Origin of the sequence: Aeromicrobium yanjiei (assembly GCF_009649075.1) — a bacterium.
Lineage (GTDB): Bacteria > Actinomycetota > Actinomycetes > Propionibacteriales > Nocardioidaceae > Aeromicrobium > Aeromicrobium yanjiei.
The window spans coordinates 903,412-916,793 of the sequence record NZ_CP045737.1; the positions used below are offsets into that span (position 1 = coordinate 903,412).

General features: G+C 71.0%; 14 protein-coding genes. 10 read left to right on the forward strand and 4 right to left on the reverse strand.

Annotated elements, in window-relative coordinates:
• Positions 1 to 13: 13 nt before the first annotated feature.
• The 5 genes from GEV26_RS04615 to GEV26_RS04635 all read left to right on the forward strand — a co-directional run bounded on the left by GEV26_RS04615 (position 14) and on the right by GEV26_RS04635 (position 4,929).
• A complete protein-coding gene (locus GEV26_RS04615; protein WP_153651975.1) occupies positions 14 to 295 on the forward strand; it encodes a DUF3039 domain-containing protein in 282 nt (93 codons plus the stop codon).
• The gene (locus GEV26_RS04620) at positions 285 to 1,982 is read left to right on the forward strand and encodes a DEAD/DEAH box helicase (RefSeq protein ID WP_153651976.1); all 1,698 of its coding nucleotides are present in this window, start codon (positions 285 to 287) and stop codon (positions 1,980 to 1,982) included. Before GEV26_RS04615 ends, GEV26_RS04620 begins: the two co-directional genes overlap by 11 nt.
• Before the next feature lie 60 nt (positions 1,983 to 2,042).
• A complete protein-coding gene (locus GEV26_RS04625; protein ID WP_153654968.1) occupies positions 2,043 to 2,975 on the forward strand; it encodes an alpha/beta hydrolase in 933 nt (310 codons plus the stop codon).
• Positions 2,976 to 3,026: 51 nt separating this feature from the next.
• Positions 3,027 to 3,905, forward strand: a complete 879-nt coding sequence (locus GEV26_RS04630) for an oxygenase MpaB family protein (RefSeq protein ID WP_153651977.1) — start codon at positions 3,027 to 3,029, stop codon at positions 3,903 to 3,905.
• A gap of 67 nt (positions 3,906 to 3,972) precedes the next feature.
• Positions 3,973 to 4,929 carry an NHL repeat-containing protein gene (locus tag GEV26_RS04635; protein WP_153651978.1) on the forward strand — a complete coding sequence of 319 codons (957 nt, stop codon included), beginning with the start codon at positions 3,973 to 3,975 and terminating at the stop codon, positions 4,927 to 4,929.
• On the opposite strand, the gene GEV26_RS04640 is transcribed toward GEV26_RS04635, so the two are convergent.
• Positions 4,896 to 5,330 (reverse strand): DoxX family protein, encoded by a 435-nt coding sequence (locus GEV26_RS04640; RefSeq protein WP_153651979.1) that lies wholly within the window; start codon positions 5,328 to 5,330, stop codon positions 4,896 to 4,898. The two genes, GEV26_RS04635 and GEV26_RS04640, sit on opposite strands and share 34 nt — an antisense overlap.
• A gap of 188 nt (positions 5,331 to 5,518) precedes the next feature.
• Between GEV26_RS04640 and GEV26_RS04645 the strand changes: the two genes are divergently transcribed.
• Complete coding sequence (locus tag GEV26_RS04645; RefSeq protein WP_153651980.1) at positions 5,519 to 8,410, forward strand: esterase-like activity of phytase family protein; 2,892 nt, start codon at positions 5,519 to 5,521, stop codon at positions 8,408 to 8,410.
• A gap of 4 nt (positions 8,411 to 8,414) precedes the next feature.
• Here GEV26_RS04645 and GEV26_RS04650 read toward each other — a convergent pair whose 3' ends face one another.
• Genes GEV26_RS04650 through GEV26_RS04660 form a run of 3 tightly spaced genes read right to left on the reverse strand, consistent with a single transcriptional unit; the run spans position 8,415 to position 11,599 of the window.
• Positions 8,415 to 9,710, reverse strand: coding sequence for a GNAT family N-acetyltransferase (locus GEV26_RS04650; RefSeq protein ID WP_153651981.1), 1,296 nt, complete (start codon positions 9,708 to 9,710; stop codon positions 8,415 to 8,417).
• 36 nt (positions 9,711 to 9,746) lie between these two features.
• A complete protein-coding gene (locus GEV26_RS04655; protein WP_153651982.1) occupies positions 9,747 to 10,298 on the reverse strand; it encodes an isochorismatase family protein in 552 nt (183 codons plus the stop codon).
• Positions 10,295 to 11,599: a nicotinate phosphoribosyltransferase gene (locus GEV26_RS04660; RefSeq protein ID WP_153651983.1), complete on the reverse strand. Its 1,305-nt coding sequence runs from the start codon at positions 11,597 to 11,599 to the stop codon at positions 10,295 to 10,297. The genes GEV26_RS04655 and GEV26_RS04660 overlap by 4 nt, the downstream gene beginning before the upstream one ends.
• A gap of 66 nt (positions 11,600 to 11,665) precedes the next feature.
• On the opposite strand from GEV26_RS04660, the gene clpS reads away from it, so the two are divergent.
• From clpS to GEV26_RS04680, 4 genes are all read left to right on the forward strand, one after another.
• Complete coding sequence (clpS, locus tag GEV26_RS04665; RefSeq protein ID WP_153651984.1) at positions 11,666 to 11,962, forward strand: ATP-dependent Clp protease adapter ClpS; 297 nt, start codon at positions 11,666 to 11,668, stop codon at positions 11,960 to 11,962.
• Complete coding sequence (locus GEV26_RS04670) at positions 11,959 to 12,543, forward strand: DUF2017 domain-containing protein (protein WP_153651985.1); 585 nt, start codon at positions 11,959 to 11,961, stop codon at positions 12,541 to 12,543. The genes clpS and GEV26_RS04670 overlap by 4 nt, the downstream gene beginning before the upstream one ends.
• A 74-nt stretch (positions 12,544 to 12,617) precedes the next feature.
• Positions 12,618 to 13,088, forward strand: a complete 471-nt coding sequence (locus GEV26_RS04675) for a M67 family metallopeptidase (RefSeq protein WP_153651986.1) — start codon at positions 12,618 to 12,620, stop codon at positions 13,086 to 13,088.
• Positions 13,088 to 13,375: a MoaD family protein gene (locus GEV26_RS04680; protein WP_153651987.1), complete on the forward strand. Its 288-nt coding sequence runs from the start codon at positions 13,088 to 13,090 to the stop codon at positions 13,373 to 13,375. Before GEV26_RS04675 ends, GEV26_RS04680 begins: the two co-directional genes overlap by 1 nt.
• The last annotated feature ends 7 nt before the right edge of the window (positions 13,376 to 13,382 follow it).

Consider the following 13,382-nt stretch of genomic DNA (forward strand, 5'->3'; position numbering starts at 1 on the left):
TTAGACTGTCGCCGTGGCTTTCTTCCAGCGTGGTTCGCAGACGGCACTCGACGAGCGCACCGACGAGCGTGTCGACCAGCGCCCCGAGGAAGGCGATCACGAGCGCTTCTCGCACTACGTGCCCAAGGACGAGCTGACCGAGGCCATGGTCATGGGCACGCCCGTCATCGCCCTGTGCGGCAAGGTGTGGACGCCCAGCCGCGATCCGCAGAGGTTCCCGGTCTGCCCCGAGTGCAAGGACATCTGGGAAGGTCTCGACAAGGGCGACGAGGGGGATCCGTCGGGTGACGCGTAGCCAGCACCTCCGGGTCTGGCAGCGCGAGGCGTTCGAGCTCTACCAACGCACGCAACCGAGCGACTTCCTCACTGTCGCCACGCCCGGAGCCGGCAAGACCACGTTCGCCCTGACGATCGCCGCCGACCTCCTCGCGAAGGGTATCGTCGAGCGGATCGTCATCGTGACGCCCACCGACCACCTCAAGACGCAGTGGGCGCTGGCCGCCTCGGGCATCGGCATCGCGATCGATCCGACGCTGCCGAGCCAGGGGGCGCTCGGCTCGGGCTTCCAGGGCTTCGCGGTCACGTACGCGGGCCTTGCGGTCAACCCCAATGCGTACCGCGCCCGCATCGAGCACCGCTCGACGATGGTGATCATGGACGAGGTCCACCATGCCGGCGACGCGCTGACGTGGGGAGACGCCGTCCAGGAGGCCTGCGAGCCCGCGGTCCGGCGGCTCGCGCTGACCGGCACCCCGTTCCGCTCCGACGACAACCCCATCCCGTTCGTGACGTACGCCCCGCAGGTCGACGGCACCGTCGCGAGCGTCGCGGACTACTCCTACGGCTACGGCCACGCGCTCAAGGACGGCGTCGTGCGACCCGTGCTGTTCATGGCCTACTCGGGCCGGATGCACTGGCGCACCCGTGCGGGCGACGAGGTCGCGGCCCGCCTCGGCGAGCCGCTCGACCGCGCCGCGACGGCCCAGGCGCTGCGCACCGCGCTCGACCCCAACGGCTCGTGGATCCCCGAGGTGCTCACCGCGGCGCACACCCGACTCAACGAGGTGCGCCGGCACGTCCCCGACGCGGGGGGCCTGGTGATCGCGAGCGATCAGGACAGCGCTCGTGCGTACGCCTCGGTGCTGGCCGAGATCACGGGTCTGAAGCCGACCGTGGTGCTGTCCGACGAGCCCGGCAGCAGCGCCAAGATCGCCGAGTTCTCGGCCGGCATGACGCCGTGGATGGTCGCGGTCCGCATGGTCTCCGAGGGCGTGGACATCCCGCGGCTGTCGGTCGGCGTGTACGCGACGACGACCTCGACCCCGCTCTACTTCGCCCAGGCCGTGGGCCGCTTCGTGCGTGCCCGGCGCAAGGGTGAGACGGCCTCGATCTTCGTGCCGAGCGTGCCGCGCCTGCTCGAGCTGGCCTCGGACCTTGAGGCCCAGCGCGATCACGTGATCGGACGCGCGGTCAAGGACGAGGACGATCTGTTCGCCGCCGAGGCCGAGCTCATCGCCAAGGCGCAGGAGGACCAGGGCGCCTCCGACCAGCTGGGGGAGTACCGCGCGCTCGCGAGCGACGCCTCGTTCGACCGGCTCGTCTACGACGGCGGCGAGTTCGGCTACGACGCGCTCTCCGACGACGACGGCGAGCTCGACTTCCTGGGCATCCCCGGCCTGCTCGACCCCGATCAGGTCGCCGAGCTGCTGAAGACCGCGCGCGCCAAGCGGGCCCAGGACAAGGCGGCCCGCGCGGAGCCCGAGATCGCGGCCGACGTCGCGTTCGAGCGCCGAAGCGAGCTGCGCCGTGAGCTGCAGGCGCTCGTCGGCGCGTGGCACCACCGCACGGGCGCCCCGCACGGCGTCACCCACAGCCGGCTGCGCTCGCAGTGCGGCGGACCTCCTGCGGCGCAGGCCTCGTCGGCCGAGCTGCAGGCGCGGATCGACGCGATCCGGGCGTGGGCGCTCAAGGCGTCCGGCTAGGGTTCGTCGACCACCTCTCGCCGCGCGCGACATGAGCCGAAGGACCTGCCGTTGAGCACCATGGCCCCCCGCACCCGACTGTTCGCTCGACTCATGCGGCTGGTCGAGAAGGGCATCGAGGAGGTCGAGGACCTGCCGGCCCACCGTGCGAAGCGGGTGCGGCTGCAGCGCTCCGCGGTCGGGCAGCGACTCTTCGGCCGGGTCCACGCGCAGGCCACGCAGCAGGAGATCACGATCGGCTCGGGATCCCGCGCGCTCGTGCACCGGCCCACGGACGTCGCGGGACCGCTGCCGTGCGTCGTCAACTTCCACGGCGGCGGCTGGGTCCAGGGCAATCCCGAGCAGTCCGGCTGGCTCGCGAGCAGCGTCGCGGTCGGCGCCCGGGCGGTCGTGATCTCGCCGTCGTACCGGTTGGCCCCGGACGCCCCGTTCCCGGCCGGCGTGGAGGACTGCTGGGATGCGCTCACGTGGGTCGTCGACCACGCGGACGAGCTGGGCGTCGACCCCTCGCGCATCTCGCTGATGGGTGACAGCGCGGGCGGCAACCTCGCCGCGGTCATGACGCTGCTGGCCCGCGACGCGGGTGGACCCGAGATCCGGTCCCAGGTGCTGATCTATCCCGGCGTCGAGATGTACGACCGATGGCCCTCGGAGGACCGGAACGCCGAGGCGCCCGTGCTGACGTCGCGCAACATGCGGGCGTACGTCCGGCTCTACCTCGACGCACAGCACGGCACCGAGGACTTCCGCGCCTCCCCGATCCGGGCGGCCTCCCACGCAGGGCTGCCCAAGGCGTTCATCCTCACCGCGGAGCACGATCCGCTGCTCGACAACGGCTCGAGGTATCGCGATGCGCTCGTGGAGGCGGGGGTGCCGGTCCGCTACGTCGAGTACGAGGGCGCGATCCACGGCTTCCTCAGCCTGCCCGGTGTCGTGCCGGTCGCCCGGCGCGCCCTCGACGACATCGTGGACTTCCTCCGCGCGACGGCCTAGCGCGATCCGCCGGGCATTGTGACAGCGTCACTGTCACGGTAGTGTCCGGACATGAGGCGAGATCACTGGCAGCGTGAGATCGATCGACTCGACCCCGAGACGCAGTACGAGCAGATCGTCCGGATCACCGCGATGCACGAGTTCCCGTGGGACTCGCAGCAGGCGCTCAGCTTCGCGCTGTTCCGCACGTACGCGGTGCCCTCGATCGGTCGCCTGCTGCACGAGACCGGTGAGTTCACCGGCGCGACGCAGAAGCGGCACGACGACACCGCGCTGATCCTGGAGACGCTGGCCGCCGAGGGTCTGGACTCGCCGGACGGCCGGGCCGGGGTGCGCCGGATGAACCAGATGCACGGCAGCTACGACATCTCCAACGACGACCTGCGCTACGTGCTCTCGACGTTCGTGGTGACCCCGGTGCGGTGGATCACGAGGTACGGCTGGCGGCCCGGGCTCGACGCGGAGAAGACGGCGACCGTGCGCTACTACCAGCGGCTCGGCCGGCTCATGGGCATTCGCGACATCCCCGCCGACTACGACGGGTTCGCCGAGCTGATGGACGCCTACGAGCGCGACACCTACGCGTTCGACCCCAGGTCCCGGGCCGTGGCCGATGCGACCCTCGACCTGTTCGTGGGCTTCTACCCGCGGCCGCTTCGCCCGGCGATGCGCCGGTTCAGCATCGCGCTGCTGGACGACCACCTGCGCGAGGCGTTCGGCTATCCGCGGCCGCCGCGGCTCGTGACCGCGCTCGCCCACGGGTCGCTGGTGGCCCGCGGCCGGATCGTCCGGTTCCTCCCGCCCCGCCGCAGGCCGGCGTTCCTGCGCGACACACACCGCATCCGTTCCTATCCGGGCGGGTTCATGATCGAGCGGCTCGGCACGTTCCCGGCGACGATGCCGCAGGACGGCAGCTCGCCCAAGGGCTGAATTGAGGTTGCCGGAAGGACGGGGCGTGCTCACCATGGAGAGATCCGCCTCGACGACAGGACCGATCATGAGACATCTTCGTTGGGCGGTGGGACTCGCCGCAGCGGCCGTGGTCGCGACCGTCCTGCCCGCCTCCGCCCACCCCGCCCAGGACCGACGCCCCGCGCCACCGGATCGCATCGAGCTGCCGGCCGGCTGGCTGCCCGAGGGCATCACCACGGACGGCAAGAATCTCTACTCCGGGTCCCGCGCCGACGGAGCCATCCTGAAGATCGGCATCGCGTCGGGACGCACCACCCGCTTCGCCGGGGCGACCGGACGCGTGGCGGTCGGCATCGACTACGACCGGCGCCGCGACGTCCTGTGGGTCGCCGGGGGCGCCGGCAAGGAGGTGCGTGCGCAGGACGCCGACACCGGCAAGGTCCTGGCGACGTACGCCTTCCCGAGCGTGAGCGCGCGGTTCGTCAACGACCTGACCGTGACCCGCAGCGGCGTCTACGCCACCGACTCGCTGTCGAAGGAGCTGCTGGTCGTCCCGTTCACGCGCGGACGGAGCGCCAAGCTGCCCGCGGCCGGGCGGGCCAAGATCGTGCCGTTGACCGGCGATCTTCAGCTCGCGGCGGGCAACAACCTCAACGGCATCGTGAGCTACGGCAAGGCACTGGTCGCGGTGCAGAGCAACACCGGTCTGCTCCTTCGCATCGACCCGCGATCGGGCCGGACCCGCCAGATCGACACCGGCGGGACGACCTTCGTCAACGGTGACGGGCTCGAGCGGGGCCGTGGGGTGCTCTACGTCGTGCAGAACCGGCTCAACAAGATCGCGGTCGTCGACCTCGACCGGCGCCAGCGGACCGGCGAGCTCGTCGACATGATCGAACGGGCCGACTTCGCGGACGAGATCGACGTGCCCAGCACGGTCGCCCTCGTGAAGGACTCGCTGTTCGTGGTCAACGCCCGGTTCGGGACGCCGAGCCCGGAGACGGCTGCTTACTGGATCACGCGCGCGGACGCGCGACGCTGACGCCAGGACCGCCACGCGCCGGTTGACCACAGCGCCCAGAGCACGAGCAGCGGCTGGAAGAGCAGCCGTACGGCGCGGGCGCGGTCCGAGTCGAGCCCGAAGGCGTCCGTCCTGGTGACCAGCTGGGAGATGTTGCCGGGGAAGATCGCGACGAAGAAGGCCGCCACGACCCATCCCACGGTGGCCCGGTGGCGTCGCGGTGCGGCGATCAGCGCCCCGCCGAGGGTCAGCTCGGCGACACCCGAGGCGAGCACCACGAGATCGGTGTCGACGGGGATCCATGGCGGCACCTGGGCGGAGAACTCCTGACGCGCGAAGGTCAGGTGGCTGGTGCCGGCGAACAACAGCATCGCGCCGAGGGCTAGGCGCCCGGTCGTGCGCACGGGGGAGGTCAAGGGCATGCGCACCAGCGTTCCTCAAGGGCAGCGTGTGCGCACGACGGAGAACGCCGGCCCACGAGCTCGCGCAGGCATTCGCCTAGGGGTCGGCGGCCGTTCACCGCGCGGTCGAGGTCTGTTGCGCTGACGTCGACAGCATGCGTCGCATGTCACCTCACACGAAGCCACCGCGCCCGTCGCGCCTGGCACCGATGATTCGATCGATCGTCCGACCGGCCCTCGTCGGCGTCACCGCTGGGGCCCTGGCCGCCATCGTGCTGCCCGCGACCGGCTCCGGCGCCGCCGAGCCCGACCGGAGCTTCCACCGCACCGCGACCTACCCGGTCTACAAGAACCTGCCCAAGGACGTGCCTGCCGGGTCCGAGACGGTCGCCGAGATCTCGGACGTCTCCGCGGACGGCAAGACGCTCGTCTACACAGACGCCCTCGGCAAGCGGATCGGCTTCCTGGACATCAGCGACCCGGACGAGCCGGTCGGCGCCGGCAGCCTCTCGCTCGCGCAGCTCGGGGACACCGACGACCAGCCGACCTCGGTCGCGGTCGTCGGCCGGTACGTCCTGGTCGTCGTCGACACCAGTGACAGCTTCACCAAGCCGTCCGGGCGCCTCGACATCGTGCGCATGGCCGACTCCAAGCTCATCCGCAGCATCGACCTGGAGGGCCAGCCCGACTCGATCGACATCAGCGCCGACGAGTCCTACGCGGCCATCGCAATCGAGAACCAGCGCGACGAGGAGGCCAAGCCGGCCGGACGCGCGAAGGGCGATCTTCCACAGCTGCCCGCCGGGTTCGTGCAGGTCATCGACCTGACCGGTGGCCCCACCACGTGGGAGAAGCACCGGCTCGACCTGGTCCAGCCCGACGGGACGGCCCTCCCGTCGTTCATCGCTGCCGGTCTGACCGAGCCCACCGATCCCGAGCCGGAGTACGTCTCGATCAACGCCGACAACAAGCTGGCGCTGACCCTGCAGGAGAACAACGGCATCGCGATCATCGACCTGAGGACCCGTGCCATCGAGAAGGTCTTCTCGGCCGGTGCCGTGTCGGGCTCGGGCTTCGACACCACGAAGGACGGCAAGATCTCGTTCACCGACTCGCTGACCGACGTCGTGCGCGAGCCCGACTCGATCGCCTGGGTCGACGACACCCACGTGGCCACGGCCAACGAAGGCGACTGGAAGGGCGGCTCCCGCGGCTGGACGGTCTTCGACGCCCGTGACGGCAGCGTGACCTGGGACGCCGGCAACAGCTTCGAGAAGATCGCCGTGCGCCACGGCTTGTACAACGACGACCGAGCCGCCAAGAAGGGGGCCGAGCCCGAGGGTCTGGCGGTCGCGACGATCGGCGGCGTGCGGTACGCGTTCGTCGGCTCCGAGCGCAGCAACGTCGTCGCGGTGTACGACGTCGCCGATCCGGCTGCGCCGGTGTTCAAGCAGATCCTGCCGACGACCAACGGTCCCGAGGGCATCCTGCCGATCCCGGGCCGCGACCTGCTCGCCGTCTCCAGCGAGACCGATGCCGCCGCGAGCGGCGTGCGCGCCAGCGTCAGCCTGTACCGGCTCGGTGACGGTGCGGCGGCCTTCCCGTCGATCGTCGCAGACGACATCGACGGCAACCCGATCGGCTGGAGCGCCCTCGGAGCGCTGAGCGCCAAGCCGGGCGACGCCGGCACGATCTACGCTGCGTCCGACACGGTGCTCAAGCCCGGCCAGATCTTCACGGTCGACGTGACCAGGACACCGGCCCGCATCACCTCGGCCCTGACGGTCACGAAGGACGGCGTGGGTGCGGACCTGGACGTCGAGGGGATCTTCGCCCGTCCGCAGGGCGGATTCTGGCTGGCCAACGAGGGCGCCACGGGCCCGGCCAACAAGCTGTACCGCACGGATGGGTCCGGGGCGATCCAGCAGACGGTCGACCTGCCGGCCGACATCACCTCGCACATCAAGAACTGGGGCCTGGAGGGCGTGACGGCCACTAACGACGCCAAGGGTGAGCACGTGTTCGTCGTCATCCAGCGCCAGCTGTGGACCGATGTCACCGACCAGACCGAGACGGTCGACGGCGACGACATCGCCCGCATCGGACGCTACGACGTCGCCGACGGCACCTGGCACTGGTTCGGCTACGAGATGAACAGCCCCAAGCGCGACGGCGCCGACTGGGTCGGGCTGTCCGAGATCACGGCCGTCGACGACGACACCTTCGCGGTGATCGAGCGAGACAAGCTCAACGGCCCGAACGCCCGCAACAAGCGCATCTACACCGTCGACGTGCCGACGAGCGATCCCGCGCCGGGCACGCTGCCGATCGTCGACAAGAAGTTGGCGATCGACGTGCTGCCGAAGCTGCGCGCGACCAACGGCTGGACGCAGGAGAAGCTCGAGGGCTTCACGGTCGCGGCCGATGGCGCGATCTACGCAGTCACCGACAACGACGGCCTCAAGGACGCCACGGGCGAGACCGTGCTCCTGCGCCTCGGAGAGGCGACCACCGTGTTCGCCGATCAGCTCCGGAGCACCACGACGCTGTCGCTGCCCAGCCGGGCGGCGGTCCACGGCCAGAAGCTGACCGCGACCGTGACGGTCACGGGGGGCGCGGGCGTCGTGCCCACCGGCCGCGTCCGGGTGCTCGACGGCAGCACCGTGGTGGGTGCGGGGGTCGTGCAGGACGGACGGGCCAAGGTCGCGCTGAGCAGGCTGGGCATCGGCGCGCGCCGACTGGTGGCTCAGTACACCGGTGACGCGCGGACGGTCGGTGGCACGAGCGCGGCGTTCGACCTGACGGTCGGGAAGGCCCCGACGACCACCACGCTCTCGATCGCCAAGACATCGGCGAAGAAGGGGGCGCGGGTCACCGCGAGGGTCACCGTCATCGCGGCAGGCGTCGCGCCGTCCGGACGCGTGCAGATCAAGGACGGCTCGCGGGTCGTCAAGACGGTCTGGGTCAACGGCAGGACCCGCTCGGTCAAGATTCGTCTGACGTCCACCGGCAAGCGCGCGCTGCGCGCCTCCTACCTGGGATCGGGCACCACCGAGGCGTCCACCTCGGCGATCGACCGGGTGCGTGTCAAGAAGAAGTAGCCGGCTAGAACCAGATGCTGAGGTACGGCTCGACCGGGGCGCGGAACATCCGGTCGAGCCGTTCGGCGTCCCCGGTCAGGCTGCCGGCGGCGATGAGCGTACGTGCGGGGACGCCGCCGAGGTACAGCGAGCCGAGCGCGTTGACCGTCATCCACACATCGGCCGGGTCGTCGGTGGCCGTCACGGTGGCCTCGCCCTCCGCGTCCACGTCGACGGCCCACGTGCCCGCCGCGAAGCCGAGCGGGTCGTCGATCGAGATCACCAACCGGCCCGGCTCCCCGTACGACCGGGCGCCCAGCGCGCTCGGCACGTCGAGCACGCGCACCCAGAGATGGTCGAGCTCGTTGACCCGCACGGCCCGGAAGTCGTCGATCATCCAACGCAGCGGCTCGTCGACGGGTCGCAGGTGCGCCGTGACGGTCGAGACCAGGTCCACCTCCAGGAGGTAGCGCCACAGCCCGGCGTACGCATCCGGAGTCGCCGCGACGAGCGTGCGGACCTTGAGCTCGTGGTCGGCGAAGTCCGCAGGATCCATCGTGAGGTCGTAGACCGCGAAGCCCTGCGGCGTCCCGTCGGCGTCGTCGTAGCGGACGATCCGCAGCTTCTTGGCGTCCTTGTCGCCGGGCCCCAAGCCGAGCTGGCGGGTCCACAGGTGGCCCGCGTACGACATCTCACCGGGACGGCCGAGGCGCACCCGCTCCACGATCGCCGGTCCGTCGTCGCGCATCTGCTCGGCCGTCACGAGGCGGACGCGACCGTCCGGGACGGGACCGGTCCACCGGACGCGGCGGGTCGAGATCGTCAGGTCACGCGCGAAGGCTGCGGGGGCGTAGCCGAAGCGGGCGTAGATCGTGGACTCCGAGACGGTCAGCATCGCGGCCGGCAGGTCGAGGGCGAGCGCGGTGCGCAGCTCGGCCTCCATCAGCGCGCGGGCGATGCCGCGACGGCGGTGGGTCGGCGAGACCGTGACCCCGCTGACGGCCCACGCGGGGACCGCGCGACGTCCGGGGACCGTCAGGTCGGCAGGCCAGCAGATCGTGGTGGCCACGGGCTGCTCGGGGATGCCCGCGGTGTCGTCGAAGACGCCCACGAGGCGCCGGTCCGCCTCGAGGCCGCGGTGCCGCTGGGCGATCGTCTCCGGGCTGGGCGCTGCGTCGTGGAAGCCGCGGGTCTCGGCCCGGAACCACGCCTCGTACGCGGCGGGGTCGGTGCGGTCGACGACGGCCAGGCGCAGTCCCTCGTCGGCCAGGCGCGCCCGTGAGGTCTCGTCGATGGGGAGGTCGGCGGAGGAGGTGCTCATCACACCAACCTAACGCCGGGGTGCGCGGGCCAGGGCTCAGGCGGTCGTGACGCCGGCTGCGGTCCACTCCTCACGCACGCGGGGCAGGTTGTCCGGCGAGACGGCAGCCGTGAGCCCCTGCAGCACGCGCACCGCGAAGCCCTCCCGCGCGGCGTCGAGGGCCGTTGCGCGGACGCAGTAGTCGGTCGCGATGCCGCAGACGTCCACGGTGTCGACGCCCTCGGCTCGCAGCCAGTCCGCGAGCGTCACGCCGTCGGCCGAGGCGCCCTCGAAGCCGGAGTACGCGGCGGCGTACTCACCCTTGAAGAAGATCTCGGCGAACATCTCGGGCGTCAGCGGGGGGTGCAGCCGCTCGCCCTCGGTGCCCACGACGCAGTGCCGCGGCCAGGAGTCCACGAAGTCCGGCGTGTCCGAGAAGTGCTCGCCGGGATCGATGTGGTGGTCCCGGGTCGCGACCACGGTCGCGTACGCCCCGGAGCCGATCAGGTCCGCGACGTCCTGCGCGACCCGGGCTCCGCCCTCGACGGCGAGAGAGCCGCCCTCGCAGAAGTCGTGCTGGACGTCGACGACGATCAGGGCGGTGCTCATGCCGGGGTCTCCTCGTAGACGGTGTCCAGGACGGGATCGGACTTGGACAGCTGGCGGGCGGGCAGCGGGAGCTCCGCGAGGGACGCCCTGTGGCGGTCGCGGGACTCCTCGAGGGACTCGGAGTGGATCCGCTTGCCGTCGCGGACCAGCTCGACGAGCAGGGGGCGGTCGTTGTCGTCGTGGACGGGTGTCCCGCCGACGCCGATCACCTCCGCCTCGGCGCGGCCGTTCGGCCCGAGGCGTCGCAGGGCGTACTTGCGGCCGCCGACCGAGACCTTGTCCGCGCTCCTCTTGGCGACCGAGATCATCTGGCCGTCGTCGTCCGCGCGGGACACGAGCTTGTAGACGAAGCCGCTGGTGGGGACGCCGGAGCCGGTCACGAGCGAGGTGCCGACGCCGTAGCCGTCGACCGGGGCCACCGCGAGCGCCGCGATCGCGTACTCGTCGAGATCGCTGGTGACGGTGATGCGGGTCCTGGTCGCGCCCAGCTCGTCGAGCTGCTGGCGAACGGTGCGGGCCAGCGCCACCAGGTCGCCGGAGTCGAGCCGGACCCCGCCGAGCTCGCCACCGGCCAGGTCGACCGCGGCGCGGATCGCCTCGGGGATGTCGTACGTGTCGACCAAGAGGGTCGTGCCGGGGCCGAGGGACTGCACCTGGGCCTCGAAGGCCTCGCGCTCGGTGTCGTGCAGCAGCGTGAACGAGTGGGCGCTGGTCCCGGTGGTCGGGATGCCGTAGGTGCGACCGGCCTCGAGGTTCGAGGTGGCCGCGAAGCCGGCGATGTAGGCGGCGCGGGCCGCCGCGACGGCAGCGGCCTCGTGCGTACGGCGCGAGCCCATCTCGATGCACGGCCGGTCGCCTGCTGCGGTGATCATGCGCGATGCGGCGGTCGCGATCGCCGAGTCGTGGTTGAGCACCGAGAGCAACAGCGTCTCCAGGACGACGCTCTCGGCGAACGTGCCCTCCACGATCATCACGGGGGACTGGGGGAAGTAGATCTCCCCGTCGGGATAGCCCCAGATCGAGCCGGTGAACCGGTAGTCGGCGAGCCAGGCGATCGTGTCGTCGTCGACGACGCCCTCCTCTCGGAGCCACGCGAGCTCCGGCTCGCCGAAGCGGAAGTCGGCGAGGGCGTCCAGCGCCCGGCCCACGCCGGCGACGACACCGTAGCGGCGTCCTCCCGACAGGCGACGGGCGAACAGCTCGAACACCGAGCGGCGCTGGGCCGTCCCGTTGCGCAGGGTCGCCTGCAGCATCGTGAGCTCGTAGCGATCGGTCAGCAGGGCGGTGCTGGGTGTGGTCACGGGGTCCAGCCTAGGACCGACGGCGCGTGGTTTCGCGTCGTCAGGTGCCTGCGACACAATGGGGGCGTGACCACCCCGAGCCCCGTCGAGATCGCCGAGCCCGACGCCGACATCGTCGTCGAGCTCGAGAACCCCTGGGTCACCATCGTCTGGAACGACCCGGTCAACCTGATGTCCTACGTCGCGTACGTGTTCCGCAACTACTTCGGCTACACCGAGGAGAAGGCCCACGAGCTCATGCTGAAGGTGCACCACGACGGCAAGGCGGTCGTCTCGAGCGGCAGCCGCGAGGAGATGGAGCGACACGTGCAGGCCATGCACGAGTACGGGCTGTGGGCCACGCTCGAGCGGCAGGACGCATGAAGCCGTTCAAGCGCCGCCGTCGCGGCGGGATCACGGCGACGTTCGAGATCGGCGAGGCGCACCTGCTGGCCAACCTCGCGGGCCAGGTCATCGAGCTGCTGCGCGACCGCAACGGGGTCGAGGAGTCCGACGCCGATCCGCTCGCCACCCAGCTCGGCATGGGCGGGCCGTCCCTGCCCCCGGAGGACCCCGTGCTGCAGCGCCTGCTGCCCGACGCGTACCGGGGCGACCCCGACGACGCGGGGGAGTTCCGCCGGTTCACCGAGCGGGGCCTGACCTCGGCCAAGGTGCAGAACGCCGAGACGCTGATCGGCTCGCTCGTCGACGGCGGGCTGACGTTCGAGGGGGTCCCCGACGAGCACGGCGATCCCGTCGAGGTCGAGCTCGACCCCGGCGAGGTGCAGGCCTGGCTGCGCGCGCTCACCGACATCCGCCTGGCGCTGGCCGTGCGGCTCGGCATCGAGACCGACGAGGACACGATGTTGGTGGCCGAGTCCGAGGACGAGGCCGTCGCTGCGATGTCCGACATCTTCGACTGGCTCGGCTACGTGCAGGAGACGTTGATCGCAGCCCTGGACTGACGCCTCCGGCACGGGCCCGTCTCGCGGCGCGGTCGCCGTCGGGCCGTCGTGGCGATGGTCGATAAACTCACGGCGTGCTGACCATCGACCGAGCCACGCATGACGCGATCATCGCGCATGCCCGCCGCGACCACCCTGACGAGGCGTGCGGCGTCGTCGCCGGCCCGATCGGCTCGGACGTCCCCGCGCGACTGATCCCGATGCTCAACGCCGCGATGTCGCCCACGTTCTACGAGTTCGACTCCGGCGACCTGCTGCGCCTCTACCGCGAGATGGACGACAACGACGAGGAGCCGGTCGTCATCTACCACTCGCACACCGCGACCGAGGCGTATCCGTCCCGGACGGACGTCAACCTCGCCGGCGAGCCCGGCGCCCACTACGTGCTCGTCTCGACCCGCGACGGAGCCCACGAGTCCGGTCCGGTCGACTTCCGGTCGTACCGGATCGTCGACGGCGAGGTCACCGAGGAAGAAGTTCGGGTCGTCGAGGCTTATACAGATGTAGCGCCCACCGAAACGTCACAACAGAAGGCAGAGCACTGATGGCCATCGAGGTCCGTATCCCCACCATCCTGCGTCCCCTCACCGGCGGCGAGCGCGCCGTCGAGGGCAAGGGGTCGACCGTCGCCGAGCTGATCGACCAGCTCGAGCTCGATCACGAGGGCATCAAGGACCGGCTGCTCGAGAACGGTCAGGCCCGCCGGTTCGTCAACATCTACGTGAACGACGAGGACATCCGCTTCACCGGTGGCCTCGAGACCGCGGTCGCCGACGGCGACACCGTGGTCATCCTGCCGGCCGTGGCCGGCGGGTCCGCCGACCTCTCCTGATTGGAAC

Coding starts and splice junctions, on each gene's coding strand:
- GEV26_RS04625 (WP_153654968.1), top strand. CDS start 2,043: ATGGCCCCCCGCACCCGACTGTTCGCTCGACTCATGCGGCTGGTCGAG.
- GEV26_RS04630 (WP_153651977.1), top strand. CDS start 3,027: ATGAGGCGAGATCACTGGCAGCGTGAGATCGATCGACTCGACCCCGAG.
- GEV26_RS04635 (WP_153651978.1), top strand. CDS start 3,973: ATGAGACATCTTCGTTGGGCGGTGGGACTCGCCGCAGCGGCCGTGGTC.
- GEV26_RS04640 (WP_153651979.1), bottom strand. CDS start 5,330: ATGCCCTTGACCTCCCCCGTGCGCACGACCGGGCGCCTAGCCCTCGGC.
- GEV26_RS04645 (WP_153651980.1), top strand. CDS start 5,519: ATGATTCGATCGATCGTCCGACCGGCCCTCGTCGGCGTCACCGCTGGG.
- GEV26_RS04650 (WP_153651981.1), bottom strand. CDS start 9,710: ATGAGCACCTCCTCCGCCGACCTCCCCATCGACGAGACCTCACGGGCG.
- GEV26_RS04655 (WP_153651982.1), bottom strand. CDS start 10,298: ATGAGCACCGCCCTGATCGTCGTCGACGTCCAGCACGACTTCTGCGAG.
- GEV26_RS04670 (WP_153651985.1), top strand. CDS start 11,959: ATGAAGCCGTTCAAGCGCCGCCGTCGCGGCGGGATCACGGCGACGTTC.
- GEV26_RS04680 (WP_153651987.1), top strand. CDS start 13,088: ATGGCCATCGAGGTCCGTATCCCCACCATCCTGCGTCCCCTCACCGGC.